This is a genomic window from Streptomyces sp. NPDC047022 (genome assembly GCF_040644155.1).
Lineage (GTDB): Bacteria > Actinomycetota > Actinomycetes > Streptomycetales > Streptomycetaceae > Streptomyces.
Genome location: NZ_JBEYVV010000031.1, coordinates 23023 through 43417 on the forward strand (window position 1 = coordinate 23023; position 20395 = coordinate 43417).

The window sequence follows — 20395 nt, forward strand, 5'->3', positions numbered from 1 at the left end:
AAGACGCTGAGTGCGCACAGCGCGCCGAGAGCAGCGTCACAGTCGCCGAGGCCGACCCAACTGGCCGACACCCCCCCTCGCACCTCTCCATGCGGCATAGCGTCGGTTCTGACCGGACACCCCGGGTCACGGCGTTGCGTCGGAGGAGAGACCCAACTTCCTTCAACGTCTCGCAACGGCGCGCGACAGGAGCCAGAGGACAATGCAGACCAAGCTGGACGAAGCCAAGGCCGAGCTGCTCGAAAGGGCCGCACGGGTAGCTGAGAACAGCCCGGTCGGGGGGTACCTACCGACTGGGACGACGGGCGAGGGCACCCCGGACCGGGACACCGTGCTCGCGTTCCTCCAGCGCTACTACCTGCACACCGCTCCGGAGGACCTGGCCGACCGCGACCCGGTCGATGTCTTCGGAGCCGCTTTCTCGCACTACAGACTGGCCGAGACGCGCCCCCAGGGCACGGCCAATGTGCGGGTCCACACCCCGACCGTCGAGGAGAACGGCTGGACGTGCAGCCACTCCGTCGTCGAGGTCGTCACCGACGACATGCCCTTCCTGGTCGACTCCGTCACCAACGAACTGTCGCGGCAGGGGCGCGGAATCCACGTCGTCATCCACCCCCAGTTCGTCGTACGGCGCGACCTGACCGGCAACCTCCTGGAGGTGCTGCGCGACGTTCCCGCCGGTGAGCTGCCGCACGACGCGCACGTGGAGTCGTGGATCCACGTCGAGGCCGACCGCGAGACCGACCGGGCCGACCTGAAGCAGATCACCGCCGATCTGCTGCGCGTCCTGTCCGACGTCCGCGAGGCGGTCGAGGACTGGGAGAAGATGCGCGAGGCAGCGCTGCGCGTCGCCGAGGACCTCTCGAAGGAGCCCGTGCCCCAGGACCTGCCCGAGGCGGAGCTGCAGGAGGCCGGAGAGCTGCTGCGCTGGCTGTCCGCGGACCACTTCACCTTTCTCGGCTACCGCGAGTACGAGCTGCGCGCGGACGACTGCCTGGCCGCCGTGCCCGGCACGGGGCTCGGCATACTGCGATCCGACCCGCACCACGCGGGTGAGGACCAGCACCCCGTCAGCCCCTCCTTCGAACGGCTGCCCGCCGACGCCCGCGCCAAGGCCCGCGAGCACAAGCTGCTGATCCTCACCAAGGCCAACAGCCGCGCCACCGTGCACCGTCCGTCGTACCTCGACTACGTCGGCGTGAAGAAGTTCGACGAGAACGGCAACGTCGTCGGCGAGCGCCGCTTCCTCGGCCTGTTCTCCTCCGCCGCGTACACCGAGTCCGTGCGCCGTGTGCCCGTCATCCGGCGCAAGGTCGACCGGGTACTCGAAGGCGCCGGCTTCTCGCCCAACAGCCACGACGGCCGGGACCTGCTCCAGATCCTCGAGACCTACCCGCGCGACGAGCTGTTCCAGACCCCGGCGGACGAGCTGCGCTCCATCGCCACCTCCGTCCTCTACCTCCAGGAGCGCCGCCGACTGCGGCTCTACCTGCGCCAGGACGAGTACGGACGCTACTACTCGGCCCTCGTCTACCTTCCGCGCGACCGCTACACCACCGGCGTCCGGTTGCGGATCATCGACATCCTGAAGGAGGAACTCGGCGGCACCAACGTCGACTTCACGGCCTGGAACACCGAGTCGATCCTCTCCCGGCTGCACTTCGTGGTCCGTGTGCCGCAGGGCACCGAGCTGCCGCAGCTGTCCGACGCGGACAAGGACCGTATCGAGGCCCGTCTCGTGGAGGCCGCCCGTTCCTGGGCCGACGCCTTCGGCGAGGCGCTCAACGCCGAACTCGGTGAGGAGCGCGCCGCCGAACTCCAGCGCCGTTACGGCCACGCCTTCCCCGAGGGCTACAAGGCCGACCACACCCCGCGTGCCGCGGTCTCCGACCTCGTCCACCTGGAACAGCTCACCTCCGAGGCGGGTGGGCAGAACTTCGCCCTGAGCCTCTACGAGCCCGTGGGCGTCGGCCCCGGCGAGCGCCGCTTCAAGATCTACCGCAAGGGCGAGGCCGTCTCCCTGTCCGCCGTGCTGCCCGTGCTCAGCCGCCTCGGCGTCGAGGTCGTCGACGAGCGCCCGTACGAGCTGCGCTGTGCCGATCGCACGACCGCGTGGATCTACGACTTCGGTCTGCGGCTGCCCAAGTCGCTGACTGCCAACGGCGACTACCTCGGTGACGACGCCCGCGAGCGGTTCCAGGACGCCTTCGCCGCCACCTGGACCGGGCAGGCCGAGAACGACGGCTTCAACTCCCTGGTGCTGGGCGCCGGGCTCAGCTGGCGGCAGGCGATGGTGCTGCGCGCGTACGCCAAGTACCTGCGGCAGGCCGGTTCGACCTTCAGCCAGGACTACATGGAGGACACCCTCCGTAACAACGTCCACACCACCCGGCTGCTGGTCTCCCTCTTCGAGGCGCGGATGTCGCCGGACCGGCAGCGCGCCGGTCTTGAGCTGACCGATGCCCTGATGGAGGAGCTGGACGCCGCCCTCGACCAGGTCGCCTCGCTCGACGAGGACCGGATCCTGCGCTCCTTCCTCACCCTGATCAAGGCGACGCTGCGCACCAACTTCTTCCAGGAGTCCGAGGGCGGCAAGCCGCACGACTACATCTCCATGAAGTTCGACCCGCAGGCCATCCCGGACCTTCCGGCGCCGCGCCCGGCGTTCGAGATCTGGGTGTACTCGCCGCGCGTCGAGGGCGTGCACCTGCGCTTCGGCAAGGTCGCGCGAGGCGGTCTGCGCTGGTCCGACCGGCGTGAGGACTTCCGCACCGAGATCCTCGGCCTGGTCAAGGCGCAGATGGTGAAGAACACGGTCATCGTGCCGGTGGGCGCGAAGGGCGGCTTCGTCGCCAAGCAGCTTCCGGACCCGAGCGTGGACCGGGACGCATGGCTCGCCGAGGGCATCGCCAGCTACCGGACGTTCATCTCGGCGCTGCTCGACATCACCGACAACATGGTGGCCGGCGAGGTCATGCCGCCCGCCGACGTGGTGCGGCACGACTCGGACGACACCTACCTCGTGGTCGCGGCGGACAAGGGCACGGCGACGTTCTCGGACATCGCCAACGAGGTCGCCGGGAAGTACAACTTCTGGCTCGGCGACGCCTTTGCCTCCGGCGGCTCGGCCGGCTACGACCACAAGAAGATGGGCATCACCGCGCGCGGTGCCTGGGAGTCCGTGAAGCGGCACTTCCGGGAGCTCGGCGTGAACACCCAGGCCGAGGACTTCACGGTCGTCGGTGTCGGCGACATGTCCGGCGACGTCTTCGGCAACGGCATGCTGCTGTCCGAGCACATCCGCCTGGTCGCGGCCTTCGACCACCGGCACATCTTCATCGACCCGAACCCCGACGCGGCGACCTCCTACGCGGAGCGCCGCCGCCTGTTCGAGCTGCCGCGCTCCTCGTGGGCCGACTACAACGGCGAGCTCCTGTCGGCCGGTGGCGGTGTGTTCCCCCGCTCCGCCAAGGCGATCCCGGTCAACGGGCACATCCGCGAGGCCCTCGGCATCGAGGGCTCCGTCACCAAGATGACCCCGGCCGACCTGATGCGGGCGATCCTCAAGGCGCCGGTCGACCTGCTGTGGAACGGCGGCATCGGCACCTACGTCAAGTCCTCGGCGGAGTCGCACGCGGACGTCGGCGACAAGGCGAACGACGCGATCCGCGTGGACGGCGCCGAACTGCGCGTCAAGGTCGTCGGCGAGGGCGGCAACCTGGGCCTGACCCAGCTCGGCCGGATTGAGTTCGCCCAGCTCGGCGGCAAGATCAACACCGATGCCATCGACAACAGCGCGGGCGTCGACACCTCCGACCACGAGGTGAACATCAAGATCCTGCTCAACTCGGTCGTGGCGAACGGCGATCTGACGGTCAAGCAGCGCAACCAGCTGCTCGCCGAGATGACCGACGAGGTCGGCGCGCTGGTGCTGCGCAACAACTACGCGCAGAACACGGCGATCGCCAACGCCCTGTTCCAGTCGAAGGACATGCTCCACGCACAGCAGCGGTTCCTGCGCCACCTGGTGCGCGAGGGCCACCTCGACCGTGCGCTGGAATTCATGCCCAGCGACCGGCAGATCCGCGAGCGCCTGAACGCCGGGCAGGGCCTGACCGGTCCGGAGACGGCCGTCCTGCTGGCGTACACGAAGATCACGGTGTCCAAGGAGCTGCTGGAGACGCAGCTTCCCGACGACCCGTATCTGCGCAGTCTGCTGCACGAGTACTTCCCGACCGCGCTGCGCGAGAAGTTCTCCGAGCAGATCGACTCCCACGCGCTGAGCCGTGAGATCGTGACGACCCTGCTGGTCAACGACACGGTCAACACGGGCGGTACGAGCTTCCTGCACCGTATGCGCGAAGAGACGGGCGCCTCGCTGGAGGAGATCGTCCGGGCGCAGACCGCCTCCCGCGCGATCTTCTGCGCGAGCGCGGTGTGGGACGCGGTGGAGGCCCTGGACAACCAGGTGGACGCCGACGTCCAGACCCGTATCCGGCTGCACTCGCGCCGGCTGGTCGAGCGCGGCACGCGCTGGCTGCTCAACAACCGGCCGCAGCCCCTGGAACTGGGCGGCACCATCGCGTTCTTCAGGGACCGGGTGGAGCAGGTCTGGAGCGAGCTGCCCAAGCTGCTGCGCGGCGCCGACCTGGAGTGGTGGGAGAAGATCCACGACGAGCTGACGGGCGCGGGCGTCCCGGACGAACTCGCCACGCGCGTGGCCGGGTTCTCCTCCGCCTTCCCGGCGCTCGACGTGGTCTCGGTCGCCGACCGCACGGGCCAGGACTCGCTGGACGTCGCCGAGGTCTACTACGACCTCGCCGACCGGCTGCGGATCACCCAGCTCATGGACCGGATCATCGAACTGCCGCGCGCCGACCGGTGGCAGTCGATGGCCCGTGCCGCCATCCGCGAGGACCTGTACGCGGCTCACGCGGGTCTGACGGCCGACGTCCTGTCGGTGGGCAACGGCAGCTCCACGCCGGAGCAGCGGTTCACGGCCTGGGAGGAGAAGAACGGGGCGATCCTCTCGAGGGCGCGCACCACCCTGGACGAGATCTCGAACTCGGACGCGTTCGATCTCGCGAACCTCTCGGTGGCGATGCGGACGATGCGGACGCTGCTGCGCACGCACAGCTAGGCCTCTCGTTTGGATCAGGCCCCGCTCCCTGATCCGGCCTGATCCAAACGAAAGACCCTAGGAGTTGTGAGGGGCGTCGGGGAACTGCGGGCCCGCTGCGGCTGGTTGCGCGGTTCCCCGCGCCCCTTTGGTTCGGGGCGCGGGCGTTGCCGTTGCCGCGGGCGTTGCCGCGCGGTGACTCGGGCGCCGTCATGGCCGGTCGTGCCAGCGCGGTGACTCCAGCGCCTTTGCGGCTGATTGCGCCCGGCGGAGAGGTATGCCGATGCAGCCCCGTGCTCCTTCGAGGGGGCGCCCGGGAGTTTTGGGGTGCCCTCGTTCGTGTACTGTGACAAGCTCCCGTTCGCGCAGGTCAAGGCCTGTTTTCTTGCTGATGCCTTGGGTGAATCGGAAGTGGAACTTACCTTCCCCTGTTAGATGGGATGTTTGGGCCAGGTGTGGCCCCCCGTCCGACAAATGTGAAGGGCCCCTACCCGTGTCAGTGAACCTCTCCGAGCAGCGGCCCATGGTCGCCGCCCCGGTCGCGGAGACCGTCGTTCTTGCCCCCGTCCCGGCAGTCACCCGGGCGGGGCGGATCGCGGTCGAGGTGGCCAAGTTCGGAGTCGTCGGCGGCAGCGGTGTCGCGGTCAACTTCATCGTCTTCAACCTGCTGCTGCACGCACAGAAGTGGGCGCCGATGACGGCGACCGTGCTCGCCAGCATCATCGCGATGGGCACCAACTACCTGGGCTTCCGCTTCTTCGCCTACCGGGACCGCGCCTCGCGCACCCGGCAGCAGATCGTGCTGTTCTTCGTCTTCAGCGGGCTCGGCGTGGCGATGGAGAGCGCGCTGTTCTACGCCGCCTACCACGGGCTCGGCATGAACGGGTCGCTGTGGTCCAACGTCGCCAAGGCGCTGTCGATCGTGCTGGCGTCCGCGTTCCGTTTCCTGGTGTACCGGACGTGGGTGTTCCAGCACGGCACCGAGCGGGGTGCCGGCGCGCGATGAGTGTCGTGCCGGACACAGGCAAGGACGAGAAGAAACGGTCGGACAGCTCGAAGCGGCCCTGGCCTGCGCTCTCCGAGGCCCGGACGCCCCGCGGAGCGGCCGGCGCCGCGCTGTGGGCGGTCGCGGGCGGGCTCGTGGTCCTGATGCTGCTGGTGATCGTACGGCTGCCCTGGGCGGGAGACCTGGGCATCCATGCCGCGACCGTGGAACGGCTGCGGCACAGGCTGCTGGACCCGGGCAATCCGCTCGTCGACGAGAACACGCCGAGCCCGTACTACTCGCCCTGGATGGTCTTCCTCGGCCTGCTCGCCCGCCTCACCGGGCTGTCGGTCTGGGTGGTGCTGCGCATCGGCGCGCTGATCAGCCTGCCCCTGCTGGTGACGGGCGTGTGGCGGTACGTGCGCACGCTGAGCGCCCACCGTCTCGCGCCGCCGCTCGCCCTGCTGTGCCTGGTCCTCCTGTGGGGCACCGAGGTGTTCAACTGGAGCGGCTTCCTCGGGCTCAACTCGCTGGCGCTGACGGTGGCCTATCCGAGTGCGTTCACGCTGGGGCTGGCCTTTCACTTCTGGGCGATGCTGACCCGGGCCCTGAAGAGCCCTCCGGCCGGGTGGGCCGTCTTCCTCGGACTCGGCGTGATGTGGGCGGTGATCCTGCTCAGCCACCAGTTCACCGGCGTGGTGACGACACTGGGCGCCCTGGCGACGGTCGTGGGAGCACGGGCCGGGCGTGAGGTGTGGCCGCGACTCCTCGCCGCGGGCGCGCTCGGCGTCCTGATCCTCGCGCTGTGGCCCTACTACGACTTCTTCGCGCTGTTCCAGGTGAGCGGCCTGGAGGAGATACACCGTTCGCTGTACAAGCACCTGTTCGTACGGTTCGGTCTCGTGCTGTTCGGAGTGGCGGCGCTGGCCGTACGGGCGCGCAGGGACCGGCGGGATCCACTGGTGCTGTTCTTCCTGCTCGGCGCGTCGATGTTCACGGCCGGCGGGCTGAGCGGACACTACTCCTGGGGCCGGGTGCTGCCGGCGGTGCTGATCCCGGCGCAGCTGGCGGCGGCCGTGGAGGTCGCCGGGGCGGTGCGGGGCAGGATACGGGCCGTGGCGGCAGGGGTGCTGGCGGCGGCGCTGGCCGTCGGCGCGTGGACGCAGGCGCAGACCTTGGGATACGTGGTGGGGCGCAAGGCACTCCCCGGGCCCCTCGCCGAGAAGTACCAGGAGCCGTGGACGGGCTACCAGTGGATCACGCCCTGGGTGCACTACGGGGACGTGGTGATGGCGAAGCAGTTCGCCGAGCGGGGGATCCCCGCGTACGGGCCCTACACCGTGGAGCCCGGGTACCCGGACTTCTTCCTGCCGGACGAGAAGAAGCGGCAGGCGGCCGTACGGACGTACTTCGAGGCCGGTCAGCCGCGCGGCGCGCGCCTTGGCGTACTGAAGTCGTACGGGGTCCGCTGGGTGGTCCAGCGCCCGTCGGACGGCGGACTGCCCCTCGGGGACCCGACGCTGCGGCGAGTGGCGTCGGGGCCGGGCGGCCAGGTGCTGTACGAAGTGGTGCGTTGAACGGGTCCCGCAGAGGACGTACGACACAGGGGCGGCGAGGGTGGGAACCCCCGCCGCCCCTGCTGCGCCTGCCGGCTGACCGGCTTACCGCAGCGCGCTGCGGACCAGCCGCGCCGCCCGCCGCACCCGTGGTCCCGCCACCCGGCGGACCACCGGGCCGACCAGGGCCGTGACGCCCACCGGACGCCACCGGATCTGGAGACGGCCGGCCCCGCGGCCCTCCGGCTCCACCGTCATCTCATGCGGCAGCGTGCCCACCCGGGTCGCTGCGAGGGGCCGGAAGCCCAGCGGGGCCAGCAGGATGCCCGAGTTGGCCAGGCCCTGCTCTTCCAGCCGCAGCTGCGGGTGGCGGACGCCCTCGAAGCCCTGCACGGGCAGATGCGCCTCCGCCAGGTTCAGCCGGACCAGCCCCTCGAATACACCGGGACGGACCGGCTCCAGGCGGAACGCGGTCACCAGTTGGCGCCGGCCCGGGTGCACCACGATGCTCGCCCGCTGCGGCCCCACGGACAGTCGCAGGCCGGGGTCGTAGGTCCGCACCGCCAGGTTCACCGAGGCGCCGGGGCCCGGCGTCACGGCAGTGATCTCATGGCGGAACAGCGCGCTCGGGAAGGGCCGGAGCTCCAGCTCGAGGTCGGAGACGTCGAGTTCGCGCCTGGCCCAGGACGGGGAGGGGACCTGCGTACCCCAGAACGTCGCCTTCGACGCGTCGTCCGTCACGGTCTCGGTGGGGGCGACCCCATAGCCCAGCCCACGCGCGGCCGACTGCGCCTCGGCCAGCCGCCGGTCGCGCACCAGCTGGATCACGACCCGCTCCGTGCGCGGCAGCCGCGCGAACGCGCCGGGCGCCAGCGTCTCCAGATAGGGCGTCACCAGGTCGGAGAAACCGGCCAGCCACTCCTCGTCCCGGTAGGGCAGGTCCCCCGCGTACATCCGGAAGTCGTGCTTGAGGAACTTGTAGTCCTTCTCCTCGCGCAGCCCCGTGTGCCCGCTCTCGGCCAGGAAGTCGTCGATCAGCGTCTGCACATGGATGCGGTCGCGGACGTTCGTCAGCTTGTGCCGCTGGTTGGAGATCGACGCCGACTCCGCGGCCACGAACGGCGCGATGTACCAGCGGTACACCGGTTCCGGGATGACCGTGAAGGAGCGCGCCAGGCAGTACGCCTGGGCCGAGAACAGCTGGTCCTCGTAGTGGATGCCCTCGGGGAAGCGCAGCTCGTGACGGTCCAGGAACTCCCTCCGGTACATCTTGCTGGTCGACAAGTGCTCGAACAGCAGGCCCGGTTCGGAGCCGATGCCCTCGACCGTGCGCCGCTCGGCGACCAGACGCGGCATCCAGGTGGTGACGCGGCCGGTGTCGACACGGATCCGCTCCACCGCGCCCATGGCGAAGTCGACCTCGCGCTCGCGGTGCGCGGCCAGCAGCAGTTCGACGGCGTTCTCGGGCAGTTCGTCGTCGCTGTCCAGGAACATCAGATACGGCGCGCGGGCGATGTCGATGGCCCGGTTGCGCGGTGCGCTGCACCCGCCGCTGTTCTCGGGCAGCCGCAGAAAGCGCACCCGCTCGTCCTGCGCCTCCAGCCGGCGTGCCACCGCGGGGGTGTCGTCCGTCGAGTGGTCGTCGCTGATGATCACTTCGATGTTGGTGTGGGTCTGCCGCAGCAGTGACGCCACCGCTCGCGGCAGGCGCTCCGCGTCGTTGTAGACGATGACCGTGATCGTCGCGTCGGGGGTCCGGGTCGCCGTCATCGCGCCGTCGCCTCCTCGGGGGTCGGGGCCGGGGTCCGTTCGCCCACAGGAACGATCGACGGCGGGATTGGTCGCTCTCCCCGAGGAACACCGGCCGACGACGTGTCCGGCCGCGTGCCCGTCGCCGGACTCGCAGAAGCGGCGGAGGAGGCCTCCCGGGACGGCCGGAAATCCGCCCGCATCACGCGGTTACCCAGGCCGGGCGGCCAGGGCATCGAGGAGTTCGCCCGGATGACCTCGGCGATCCGGGCCAGGGACGATGATGCTCAGTCCTGGCCGCACGCGGCCTCCCGCTCCTCGGTCGCCCACAGGGGCACCGCTCTCGGCAGTTCCCCCTCGACCCATGAGGGAACCGCCGAAGGAATCCGCGGTGCGGCTACTGCTTCGCGGGCGCCGACTCCTTTGGCTCCGGGTCCGGTGCCTTCGGTGTCGTGGCCGGGGCCTTGGCCTTGCCGCCGCCGCCCGTGAACTCCTCGTACGCCTCCAGGACCTCTTCGGTCGGGCCGTCCATGCGCAGCACGCCGCGCTCCAGCCACAGCACCCGCTCGCAGGTGTCCCGGATGGAATTGTTGTTGTGGCTGACCAGGAAGACCGTGCCCGCGCTCTCGCGCAGCTCGCGGATGCGCTCCTCCGACCGCTTCTGGAACGAGCGGTCACCGGTCGCGAGGGCCTCGTCGATCAGCAGGACGTCGTGGTCCTTGGCGGCGGCGATGGAGAAGCGCAGCCGGGCACCCATACCGGAGGAGTACGTCCGCATGGGCAGCGTGATGAAGTCGCCCTTCTCGTTGATCCCGGAGAAGTCGACGATGTCCTGGTAGCGCTCCTTGATCTGCTCCCGGGTCATGCCCATCGCCAGACCGCCGAGGTAGACGTTGCGCTCGCCCGTCAGGTCGTTCATCAGGGCCGCGTTCACGCCGAGGAGTGAGGGCTGGCCATTGGTGTAGATCTTGCCGTTCTCGACGGGAAGCAGGCCGGCGATGGCCTTGAGCAGCGTCGACTTGCCGGACCCGTTGGTGCCGATGAGGCCGACGGCCTCGCCCTTGTACGCGGTGAAGGAGACGTTCTTGACGGCGTGCACCTTGCGTACGCCCGCCGCCTTCTCCACCTGCTCACGGCGCATGATGCGGTTGAGCGCGGCCGTGGCGGAGCCGCGGCCGGCTCCGGTGCCGTGGACGCGGTAGATGATGTCGACACCGTCACAGATGATGGTGGGAACCAGCGTGTCGTTCAGGTGATCAGCCACGACCGTACTTCTCCTCTGACTTCCAGAAGTAGATGAAGCCGCCGACGCCGGCGAGCAGGGCCCAGCCCGTCGCGGCCGCCCACACGTGCGGAGGCAGCTGGTGCGCCTTGAAGCTGTCGATCAGCGCGAAGCGCATCAGGTCGATGTAGACGGCGGACGGGTTGGTCTCCAGCGCGATGGTCACCGCGTGGGGGAGGTGGTCACCCTTGGTGATCTTGGAGATGCTGAACATGACGCCCGACACGTACATCCAGGTGCGCAGGACGAACGGCATCAGCTGGGCGATGTCCGGGGTCTTCGCGCCCATGCGAGCCATGATCATGGAAACGCCGGCGTTGAACGTGAACTGAAGCACCAGCGCCGGGATCGCCAGCAGCCAGGCGGCCGTGACCGGCACGCCCAGGCAGAGCAGGATGACGACCAGGGCCGCCATCGAGAACAGCAACTGCTGGAGCTGCTGGATGCAGAAGGAGATGGGCAGCGCGGCGCGCGGGAAGTGCAGCGCGCGCACCAGGCCGAGGTTGCCGGAGATCGCGCGGGTCCCCGCCATGATCGAGCTCTGCGTGAACGTCCAGATGAACACGCCGGTGACCAGGAACGGGATGTAGTCGGGCACACCGTGCTTGGTGCCGAGCAGGACGCCGAAGATGAAGTAGTAGACCGCCGCGTTCAGCAGGGGGGTCATGATCTGCCAGATCTGGCCGAGCTTCGCCTCGCTGTACTGCGCGGTGAGCTTCGCGGTGGCGAATGCCGTGATGAAGTGGCGTCGCTCCCACAGCTGCCGGACGTACTGGGGAAGGCTGGGGCGGGCACCGCTGACCGTCAGGCCGTACCGGGCGGCGAGCTGCGCCGGGGTCACGTCCGGATCGGTCGCTGTGGAGGGCGGTGTGTGGAGGACCTGGCTCACATCCGCTGCTTTCACTCGGGGGTCGGTTGCGCGTACCGGTCCACAGTCTCCCGCCGTACAGACACCCAGTCTTGCGCCGCCGTGACCGCTGGATACCTCTGCCCGGATTTTTTCGCTTTGTTGCCGGGTTCTGTGTTTATCTGGCAGGCTTGGGCGGTTCTTGGGGTTTTGAGTTATCTCTCTTTACGTCGGGACGGGACCGTATCGTCGCAGCGCGAGCGTAAGCCGATCTGACGTCGGAACGCAACCGTTTCGTCGTCACCGCCTATGCTGGGCCGCATGACCACGAACGCCGGCACTTCCCAGGTGAAACGGCCGCGCAGGACGCCCGCGGGTGCGGCCGTCCTTCGTGAGGACGTGACCGAGGCCATTCGGGCGGCTGTCTTCGCGGAACTCGCGGCCGTCGGCTACTCCCGCATGTCCATCGAGGGCATCGCGCGCAGGGCCGGTGTCGGCAAGACGGCGGTGTACCGGCGCTGGCGTTCCAAGCTCCACCTGGTGCTCGACCTGGTCTCGGCGGTGGCCGTGCAGGGCCTGCCGGCCCCCGACACCGGTTCCCTGGAGGGCGACCTCAGACTTCTGTACGAGGTGACGTCCCGGGCCCTGCGCCACCCGGTGGCCGGTCAGATCATCCCGGACCTCCAGGCGGAGGCGGCCCGCAACCCGGACATCGCGGACGCCATGCAGAAGGCGCTGCGGGAGGGGCAGCAGAGTGTGGCGAGCGGCATTGTCGCCGCCGCGGTCGCCCGCGCCGAGATCGGTGAGGACGTGGACATCGACCTCGCCCTCGACCTGATCTCCGGCCCGCTGTACTGGCGGGCCGTGGTGGTACGGGGGCCGAAGTTCCCGAAGGGGTACCTGGCGGGGCTGGCCCGGGCGACGGCCGGGGCCCTCAAGGCGTTGTGAGCCCGGTGCGATGCCCGGCGGATACGGGTGAACGGCAAGTGATCAATACTACATGGATACGGTAAAGCTTGGGTTGCTACGTAGCGTAAGGTTCACGATATGATTGGCGGGGAGACTCATGACAGCGTAGGAAGACCCAGCTCAGGGGAGCTGGAGAGCGTGGTCCTGCCCCTGATCGCGACGCCCGTCGACCGGACGCCCGTTCCGTCACCCGGACCGGACATCGCCGCAGTCGGCCCGATATCCATCCCTTGAGTGAGTCAGAGGTAGTTGCTGTAGTGTCCCAGCGCCACGACGGAACGCCCGACATCAGCGTAGTCGTCATCGTGTACAACGACGCCGAACGTCTCCCGACGGCGGTGCGGTCGGTTCTCGATCAGTCCCTGAGGAACGTCGAAGTCGTCATAGCCGACGACCACTCCACCGACGGCTCCTACGAGGTCGCGCAGCGGCTGGCGGCGGACTCCGACCGGGTGCGGGCGATACAGCTGGCCGAGAACAGCGGAGGCTGCGGCGAACCGCGCAACCAGGGCATAGCCGTGGCCCGCGGCCGGTACGTGATGTTCCTCGACAGCGACGACACCCTTGAGGTCAACGCCTGCCGCAACATGCTGGACGCCGCGGAGCGCACCGGCGCGGATCTCGTGTCCGGCCTCTGCGTGCGCGTGCACATAGACAGCAGGACGGGCAAGACGGTCAAGTGGTATCCGTGGCTCTACCGGCAGACCCGGACCTTCGACTCGATCGCGGAGATACCGGACCTGCTGGTCTTCGACACCCTCTCGACCAACAAGTGCTACCGCCGTGAGTTCCTGATCGAGAAGGGCCTGACCTTCCCGCGGGGCATTCACTACGAGGACCTGCTGTTCTCCGCCCAGGCGTACCTGGCCGCGTCCCGGATCACGCTGATCCCGAGTCCGGTCTACAACTGGAACGTCGTCGAGAAGGCGGAAGCGAAGTCCATCAGCAACCGTCGTCACGAGATCAACAACTTTGCCGACCGGCTGGAGATCCACCGCCGGATCGACAGCGTCCTCGCCCGTGAGGGCCATGACGAGCTGAAGCTGCACAAGGACAGGAAGTTCCTGAAGCACGACCTCGTCCTCTATCTGCGGGACCTGCCCTTCCTGGACGACGACTACCGGCACCGCTTCGCGGAGATGGCCCGCGGCTATGTGCAGGACTTCTCGGAAGAGGCCTACTCCGGGCTCTCCGTGATCCACCGGCTGTGCGCCTACCTGCTCCTGCGCGAGGACTGGGAGCACCTGATGCCGGCCATCGACACGCTCATCAACAAGGCCAAGGTCTCCAGCCCCCTGGTGGAGAGCAACGGCCGGGTCTACTGGTGCGCGGAACATCTCGAGGACCCGCTGGGCCGCCAGGTTCTCGACGTCACCGACCTCGGGTACCACGACAAGCCGGTCCACCTGCTCAGCCTGCGCAACGCGGTGACCCGGTACTCGGAGACCTCGGCGGGGGTGGTCCTCGCGGGAGCCGTGGTCAACCCGTTCGAAGCGATCTCGCCCGACGCCGCGCTGACGGCCGAGCTGGAGTTCCGTCCCCGGCGCAAGAGCCTGCCGCTGTCGTTCCGCTTCCCCGTGCAGACGCTTGGGCACGACGGGGAGTCGGTGACCTGGCAGGCCACCGTCCCCCTGGCGAGCAAGCTGCGTCCCGTGGGCATCGTCGACGACGTGTGGGACGTGCGCATGCACCTCACGGTCGACGGTGAGCGCACCACCAGCCAGCTCACCGTCGGGAGCACCGACCTGGAGAGCTCCGGAGCCGTTCGCATCCGGCCGCGGTTGGGCCGGATGACGGCCGACCGCATCGAGCCGCACGCCTCCGCCAACGGGCATCTCGCCTTCCGGCTGACCCAGCACGGTCAACTGGCCCGGCGCACCTCGCTGTTCGTGCAGCGCAACATGCACAGCCCGTCCGCCCAGGTGGCCAAGAAGGCGGTGCGCAAGGCCGCCTCGCTGCGCAAGGACCTCCACTCGGTCGAGCGGAAGATCGAGGGCTACCACCGGATGATCCGGCTCCTGCCGGTCCGCAAGGGAACCGTCGTCTTCGAAAGCCACCTCGGCAAGCAGTACAGCGACAGCCCCCGCGCCATCTTCGAAGAACTGCGTCGGCGTGGCACGCCGATCAAGGCGATCTGGTCGTACGCGGGCGAACGCCCCACCGGCTTCCCCAAGGACGTCGAGCTGGTGCGCCGCTGGTCCTGGCCCTACCTCAGGGCGCTGGCACAGGCCGAGTTCTGGATCGACAACCAGGGCTTCCCGCTGAAGCTGAGCAAGCGGCCGGAGACCACCTATATCCAGACCTGGCACGGCTCCGCGCTGAAGCGAATGGGCTTCGACGAGCCGCAGTTCCGGATCATGCCCGAGCAGGAGCAGCGCGACTACCAGCAGTCGATCGACCGCTTCGACCACTTCGTGGTGCGAGGTGAGCACGACGAGAGGACGCTCGCGCGCGCCTACCGGATCCCTGAGGAGAAGCTGCTGCGCACGGGCTACCCGCGCAACGACGCCCTGGTGCGAGCGCGGGAAGGCGCCACCCTCGACCCGGCGGCCGAGGAACTCGCCGAGCGTCTGGGAATCCGCCGGGACCGCCCCGTGGTCCTGTACGCCCCGACGTTCCGGGCGGAGAACGGGAAGGTGCGCGCGTTCGAGTTCCCCTTCGACGTGGACGAGTTCGCGGACCGTTTCGGCGACCGGTTCACCCTGCTGATCCGCACGCACTACCTCAACAGCGTGACGCTTCCGCCGTCGGTGGCGGGCCGGGTGGTCAACGTCAGCCAGGAGCCGGACATCACGCCCGTCCTGCAGCTGTCGGACGTGCTCGTCACGGACTACTCGTCCGTGATGTTCGACTACGCGCTGCTGCAGCGGCCGATGGTCTTCTACACGTACGACTGGGACGAGTACGTGAAGAACAGCCGCGGTACGTACTTCGACCTGTCCGAGCAGGCGCCGGGCCCGGTCGCCATGACGACGGAGGAACTCTTCGACGCCCTGTCGGACCTGGACGCCCTCGCGTCCGGCTACGAGGGACGGCTCAAGGAGTTCATGACCCAGTACGGCGACTACGACCACGGTGACGCCGCCGCGCAGATCGCAGACCGCTTCTTCGGCACCCGGGAAGACAACCGATGACACAGCGCGACATCATCTTCGTGGCCAACGAGGTCAATGAACTCGGCGGCGTGGCCCGCTGGCAGACCCAGATGGCCGGTCTGTTCGCGGAGCGCGGCCACCGCGTGACCATCGTGGGCATCGCGCCGTCGGACGCGCCGATGGATCTCGGTGACAACCCGCCGTTCGCCACCGTGACGCTCTACGACAAGCGTCCCCCCGGGCCTCAGCGGATCCGCACCCTCCGCGACCGCGCCAACCTCACGGCCCGGCGACGCGAGGCCGCTCGTCAGAGGAACATGCGAGCGGCGGCCGGACGGCTGTCGGACATCTTCCGCGCCGCCCGCCCGGGCGCGGTGATCATCGTGACCCAGGTGTGGGCCATGGAATGGGTGGCCATCGCCGACACGGCCGGCCATTGCGTCATCGGCATGAGCCACGAGTCCTTCGAGACCTCGCGGACCTCATCCCGCTTCCAGCGCGTGGAGCGCTACTACAAGGACATAGACCGGCTGCTCCTGCTGACCCAGGAGGACGCCGACCTGTGGACGGGCCGCGGGCTCACCAACGTGGGCTTCATGCCGAACCCGTCGCCGATGATGCCGGAGCGTCCCTCCCCGCGCAGCGAGAAGGTCGTCGCGAGCATAGGCCGCCTCGCCCACCCGAAGGGCGTCGACATGCTGCTCGACACCTGGGCGGAAGTGGCGCCGAAGCATCCGGGATGGCGGCTGCGCATCTACGGTTCCGGGCCCGACGAAGGGGTGTTCAGGCAGCAGTGCACCCAGCTGGGGCTGGACGGCTCCGTGGAGTGGGCCGGCCAGACCGACGACGTCGAGGGCGCCCTGCACCAGGCGTCGGTGTTCGTCCAGTCCTCACGTGGCGAGGGCTTCCCGCTGGTTCTGCTGGAGGCGATGGCCTGCGCCGTACCCTGTGTGGCCTTCGACTGTGCCCCCGGTGTCCGCGAGATCATCCAGGACGAGGAGGACGGGCTCCTCGCCAGGCTCGGCAACACCTCCGAACTCGCGCACCAGCTCGGACGCCTGCTGGAGGACGCGGAATTCCGGGACAGCATGGGCGACAAGGCCCGCGGGAACGTCCAGCGCTTCTCACCCGCGGTCATCACGGACCGTTGGGAAGAACTGTTCACCTTCCTGGAGCGCTGAGCCGCCGGGACAGACCGTGCGCCATCGTCCGGGAGCCGAGGAACGATCCTTGCCTCCCGGACGTCGGCCGCCCGTGGCCCTGGTCCCGGGAGGGATACCGGGGGCTGCTGAGGGATACCGTGGAGCCGGTCTTGACCGAGGTATCGCGGGTACGGGGAGCGGGCAGTGCGCGGCGGGTGCGGTGGCGTATGCCGCGTACAACCCGGACGCCTCGTTCGGCGTGTTCCTCGGTTACGTCGCTCGCCGTACCTTCCGGCGCGTGTCCTTCGGGCGGCGGAGCCGTTCTAGCGCAGCCTTCTGGACACGGTGGGGCCGTGTCCGGCCGCAGCGTCGTGGTTCCCGTACGGATCAGGCCGAGTCGCCTCTGCCGCCGGCAAAGAGCGGCCCCCGCCACCTCTCATCGGGGGTGGCGGGGGCCGCGGTGCTGGTCGGCCGGGCTTACGAGGGGTTGGGAGCGATGGAAGGCTGGGGGCGTCGCCCGGGCCGGCCGTCGCGGCGAAGGCCCGCGCGGTGGTGGTGAGAGGGAGGGCCGCGGCTGCCGTCGTGGCGGCGGCCACGGTCAAGACGCGGCGTCTGCTCCAGTACGTCGTGTTCAAGTTTCGAGTCCCGATCGGTCGGCGGCCGCCGACGCCGCCCGGGTGATCCGTGGGCGCCGTCGGCAGTGGGGGGTGAATGGAAGGGAGATCTCAGAACTGCCGTGCGGCCGAGGCGAGATGAGCCCGGCGCGCCGCGGATGACCGGTGGTGCGGGAGCTCCAGCCGAGCGGTGAGCGCGGCGAGCGGACCCGGTCGTCCCGCACGAGGCAGATGCGTGGAAGCTTCCGTGCGCAGGGCGGAGGGGAGCTACTTGCTGGTGGAGATCTCGACGAGCGTCTGGTCGTGGCTGCCGGGATCGGCGCTCTCGCCCACAGGCGTGAGGGTGTCCTTGGGGATGTCGTAGTGCGTCGTCTTGTCGTCGACGGTCATCGTCACGTCGGCGGAGTGGTCGGCGGCGCCCTGATGCCGTAGACGGCGGGGATCTCCAGGCTCAGGTAGCCGCTGTTCCCCGTGACGCGGAAGCAGATGTGGCTCTGCCGGTTGCGCTCCCAGATCTCCAGCAGGCCGTCCTGGCTGCCGCACGCGGCCAGCACGATGTGCCCGTCGCCCCGCTTGAGCACGATGCCCAGTTCCTGCTGGATCTTGGCGGCGTCGGGGTAGTTGAAGTCCTCGACGGCGTAACCAGGCGTGTCGGCCGCGACGGTGGTGGGCGAGGAGGGCGTCGATCTGGCCGACGCGTAGGAAGTGGACCAGGCCACGGCGGCGGCTCCCGCTAGGCACGCAGCCACCACTGTTCGAGCGACGAGTCTCAATGTATTTCCTAGCTAGTAAAACGACCCTTGAGGAGCTGGGCAAAAGTGCATGGCATGCGAAATTAAGACGCGACTCCCCCTGGAGCGGCGCCAAAAATTACCCAACTGTCCTCATGCAAGCCACAGTTGGTTCACATGTCCACTCGGACAAATCGGGGTGATCATGGAAGTTGAAGGGCGAACCGAACCGGCTCGTTAATCAACGTCGAGATAGTTGTGCGCTTCCGCGCGAAAGGTGCGTAAGGAAATTCCAAGAAGCGCCGGAGGTTATATACTGTTCAACAGTCGCGGCATTATGGAGGGAACTGAAAAGAGCTGCGGAGGCGCTAGCAGGCGCTAGGAGACCTGGTACCCGGCGGCCTGTTGCTCGGCCTGCGGGGACAGCGTCGCGCTGATGAGCGAGCACGCCGAGGCCTTCGTCTCAGCGCCCCGGACGCCGCTCCTCGACGGGCGGACGTCGCCTGCCGCGGTGCAAGTGCCGCAGCAGGCAGCCGTGTCGGGCTTGGTCAGCCCGCCGTCCGGACCCTGGAGCCGGCTGTACGGACTTGTGGCGGCCGGCGTCGAGCCCGGACGGCCGCGAGTCCGCCATAACGGCCGAGGAGGGCGTTCGCGCTCCTCGGCGGCTGTGAAAGGTGATGGTGGCCCTAGAGCCGTGCCGTCATGTGCGGCGGGCGAGGCGCCGCAGCCTGCGGCCCAGGACCGATGTCGCTCCCCGCACTCCGGGGGCCAGCCGCACGGCCAGCGCACCGGAGTGTGTGGCGTACGGCTGGACCAGGAGCACGCCGTGCTTCAGGCTCGGCACCGCGCGGCGGGTCAGGAGACCGGGGCCGGTGAGGGCGTGTGCCGTGGTCTCGCGGCTCGTGCCGTCGTCGCAGCGGAGCGTCAGCGTCACGTCCCAGGTGCCTGCGGCGAACGCCGACAGGTCGACCGCGGTCTCGGCCCTCCAGCCGTCCGAGGCCGCGTCCCGGCGCAGCGGGGCCGTGTACGTGTGGCTGGTGCGGGCGCCGCCCTCCCGGGGGGTGAACTCCACGTCGATCCTGGCCGGACGCGCGTTCTCCATCCGCCCGTACAGCTCGTGCAGGTGCAGCCGCAGCCGGCTGCCGCGCGCCGCGGGGTGCAGCTCCGCGTCGATGGCGACGGGCAGACGCGGTACGGGCCGGTGCAGCAGGTGTTCCAGCTGGACCTGGGGCAGATCAGCCGACCAGACGGGGGTGCCGTCCGCCGTGCTCGCGTAGGGCGGGGCCAGCTGCGCGGGGCGCGCCGCGAGTTCCTTGAGCCGGTCGAGGTCGCGCGGCGCCTCGGAGGCGAGCACCACCTGGGCGACGACCCTGCCGGACACGGAAGCCTGGGCGAGGTCGGCGTCGTCGAAGTCCGAGAGGAACGCGCGTGTGAGGGTCCACCACTCGTTCTGGTACCCGGCGTCGCGCAGCGGCAGTTCCCTTGTGTACATGCGCAGTCCGCGGTCCAGGAAGGTGGTGCGCGCGGCACGCGCGAGCCGCTTGTCGCCCGCCCGCAACAGGATCTCGTATGCCTGCCGGGTCGCCTCCATTCGCGCCTTCCAGTTGTCGACGTCGGCGCGGTCGAGGGAGATGGACAGCCGTCGGGCGGAGCGGCGGACATGCCAGATGTAGACGGTCTCGGGCACCAGGGCGATGCTCGGTCCGGCGGCCAGCATGCGCGCGCTGAAGACGAAGTCCTCATAGGGGAAGCGGCCGTCGGGGAACCGGATGCCGTGTTCGCGCAGGAAGTCCGTGCGGTACAGCTTGTTGACGCACAGCGTGTCGTACGCCAGCCGCGGGCGCCGGCTGGGGCGGGAGATCAGCGCGGGCCGCTCGTACAGCTCCGGCTGCCAGGGGACCTCTCGGCCCGACGGCAGCTCGCGACGCACGCACAGGCCCGCCGCCACCGGGGTTCCGTGCGCGACGGCCGCCATGAGGAGCGCCTCGACGGCTCCGGGCGGCAGTACGTCGTCGCTGTCCAGGAACATCACATACGGGGCGGCGGCCAAGTCGATCCCGTCGTTGCGCGGGCTGCCGCAGCCGCCGCTGTTGACGGTTCTGCGCACGACCTTGACGCGCGGGTCCTCGGCCGCCAGCGCGTCCAGCAGTTCGGGACTGCCGTCCGTCGAACAGTCGTCGACCGCGATCACTTCACGGACGACACCGCCCTGAGCCAGGGCGGAGCGCACCGCGTCCGTCACATGAGCGGCGTCGTCGTATCCGATGACGATGACGCTGACCTGTGCGTCGTGAGGGTGCATC

Annotated in this window: 12 protein-coding genes; 6 read left to right on the top strand and 6 right to left on the bottom strand. The window is 69.1% G+C overall.

Translation table 11 applies throughout. The features are described from left to right. The first annotated feature begins 202 nt into the window (after positions 1-202). The 3 genes from ABZ845_RS25730 to ABZ845_RS25740 all read left to right on the top strand — a co-directional run bounded on the left by ABZ845_RS25730 (position 203) and on the right by ABZ845_RS25740 (position 7684). On the top strand, positions 203-5143 hold the full coding sequence (locus ABZ845_RS25730) for an NAD-glutamate dehydrogenase (RefSeq protein WP_360983565.1): 4941 nt from the start codon (positions 203-205) through the stop codon (positions 5141-5143). Between the two features lie 472 nt (positions 5144-5615). Beyond that, the gene (locus ABZ845_RS25735; RefSeq protein ID WP_360983567.1) at positions 5616-6128 is read left to right on the top strand and encodes a GtrA family protein; all 513 of its coding nucleotides are present in this window, start codon (positions 5616-5618) and stop codon (positions 6126-6128) included. Positions 6129-6271: 143 nt separating this feature from the next. Continuing rightward, positions 6272-7684 carry a hypothetical protein gene (locus ABZ845_RS25740; protein ID WP_360983674.1) on the top strand — a complete coding sequence of 471 codons (1413 nt, stop codon included), beginning with the start codon at positions 6272-6274 and terminating at the stop codon, positions 7682-7684. A gap of 84 nt (positions 7685-7768) precedes the next feature. On the opposite strand, the gene ABZ845_RS25745 is transcribed toward ABZ845_RS25740, so the two are convergent. The 3 genes from ABZ845_RS25745 to ABZ845_RS25755 all read right to left on the bottom strand — a co-directional run bounded on the left by ABZ845_RS25745 (position 7769) and on the right by ABZ845_RS25755 (position 11583). Further along, the gene (locus ABZ845_RS25745; RefSeq protein WP_360983569.1) at positions 7769-9433 is read right to left on the bottom strand and encodes a glycosyltransferase family 2 protein; all 1665 of its coding nucleotides are present in this window, start codon (positions 9431-9433) and stop codon (positions 7769-7771) included. Between the two features lie 376 nt (positions 9434-9809). Then, positions 9810-10676, bottom strand: coding sequence for an ABC transporter ATP-binding protein (locus tag ABZ845_RS25750; protein WP_360983571.1), 867 nt, complete (start codon positions 10674-10676; stop codon positions 9810-9812). Beyond that, positions 10669-11583 carry an ABC transporter permease gene (locus tag ABZ845_RS25755; protein ID WP_360983574.1) on the bottom strand — a complete coding sequence of 305 codons (915 nt, stop codon included), beginning with the start codon at positions 11581-11583 and terminating at the stop codon, positions 10669-10671. The genes ABZ845_RS25750 and ABZ845_RS25755 overlap by 8 nt, the downstream gene beginning before the upstream one ends. A gap of 279 nt (positions 11584-11862) precedes the next feature. Here ABZ845_RS25755 and ABZ845_RS25760 point away from each other — a divergent pair, with 279 nt between their 5' ends. The 3 genes from ABZ845_RS25760 to ABZ845_RS25770 all read left to right on the top strand — a co-directional run bounded on the left by ABZ845_RS25760 (position 11863) and on the right by ABZ845_RS25770 (position 16786). Continuing rightward, entirely contained in the window at positions 11863-12489 is a 627-nt protein-coding gene (locus ABZ845_RS25760; RefSeq protein WP_360983577.1) for a TetR/AcrR family transcriptional regulator, read from the top strand. A gap of 278 nt (positions 12490-12767) precedes the next feature. Then, on the top strand, positions 12768-15644 hold the full coding sequence (locus ABZ845_RS25765) for a CDP-glycerol glycerophosphotransferase family protein (protein WP_360983580.1): 2877 nt from the start codon (positions 12768-12770) through the stop codon (positions 15642-15644). Next, positions 15641-16786 carry a glycosyltransferase family 4 protein gene (locus ABZ845_RS25770; RefSeq protein ID WP_360983583.1) on the top strand — a complete coding sequence of 382 codons (1146 nt, stop codon included), beginning with the start codon at positions 15641-15643 and terminating at the stop codon, positions 16784-16786. Before ABZ845_RS25765 ends, ABZ845_RS25770 begins: the two co-directional genes overlap by 4 nt. 842 nt (positions 16787-17628) lie before the next feature. Here ABZ845_RS25770 and ABZ845_RS25775 read toward each other — a convergent pair. The 3 genes from ABZ845_RS25775 to ABZ845_RS25785 all read right to left on the bottom strand — a co-directional run bounded on the left by ABZ845_RS25775 (position 17629) and on the right by ABZ845_RS25785 (position 20394). Then, positions 17629-17757, bottom strand: coding sequence for a hypothetical protein (locus ABZ845_RS25775; protein WP_360983586.1), 129 nt, complete (start codon positions 17755-17757; stop codon positions 17629-17631). After that, positions 17754-18080 carry a hypothetical protein gene (locus tag ABZ845_RS25780; protein WP_360983589.1) on the bottom strand — a complete coding sequence of 109 codons (327 nt, stop codon included), beginning with the start codon at positions 18078-18080 and terminating at the stop codon, positions 17754-17756. The genes ABZ845_RS25775 and ABZ845_RS25780 overlap by 4 nt, the downstream gene beginning before the upstream one ends. A 712-nt stretch (positions 18081-18792) precedes the next feature. Further along, positions 18793-20394, bottom strand: a complete 1602-nt coding sequence (locus ABZ845_RS25785; RefSeq protein ID WP_360983677.1) for a glycosyltransferase family 2 protein — start codon at positions 20392-20394, stop codon at positions 18793-18795. Position 20395 lies beyond the last annotated feature (1 nt).

Coding starts and splice junctions, on each gene's coding strand:
- ABZ845_RS25760 (WP_360983577.1), top strand. CDS start 11,863: ATGACCACGAACGCCGGCACTTCCCAGGTGAAACGGCCGCGCAGGACG.
- ABZ845_RS25730 (WP_360983565.1), top strand. CDS start 203: ATGCAGACCAAGCTGGACGAAGCCAAGGCCGAGCTGCTCGAAAGGGCC.
- ABZ845_RS25785 (WP_360983677.1), bottom strand. CDS start 20,394: ATGCACCCTCACGACGCACAGGTCAGCGTCATCGTCATCGGATACGAC.
- ABZ845_RS25745 (WP_360983569.1), bottom strand. CDS start 9,433: ATGACGGCGACCCGGACCCCCGACGCGACGATCACGGTCATCGTCTAC.
- ABZ845_RS25770 (WP_360983583.1), top strand. CDS start 15,641: ATGACACAGCGCGACATCATCTTCGTGGCCAACGAGGTCAATGAACTC.
- ABZ845_RS25740 (WP_360983674.1), top strand. CDS start 6,272: ATGCTGCTGGTGATCGTACGGCTGCCCTGGGCGGGAGACCTGGGCATC.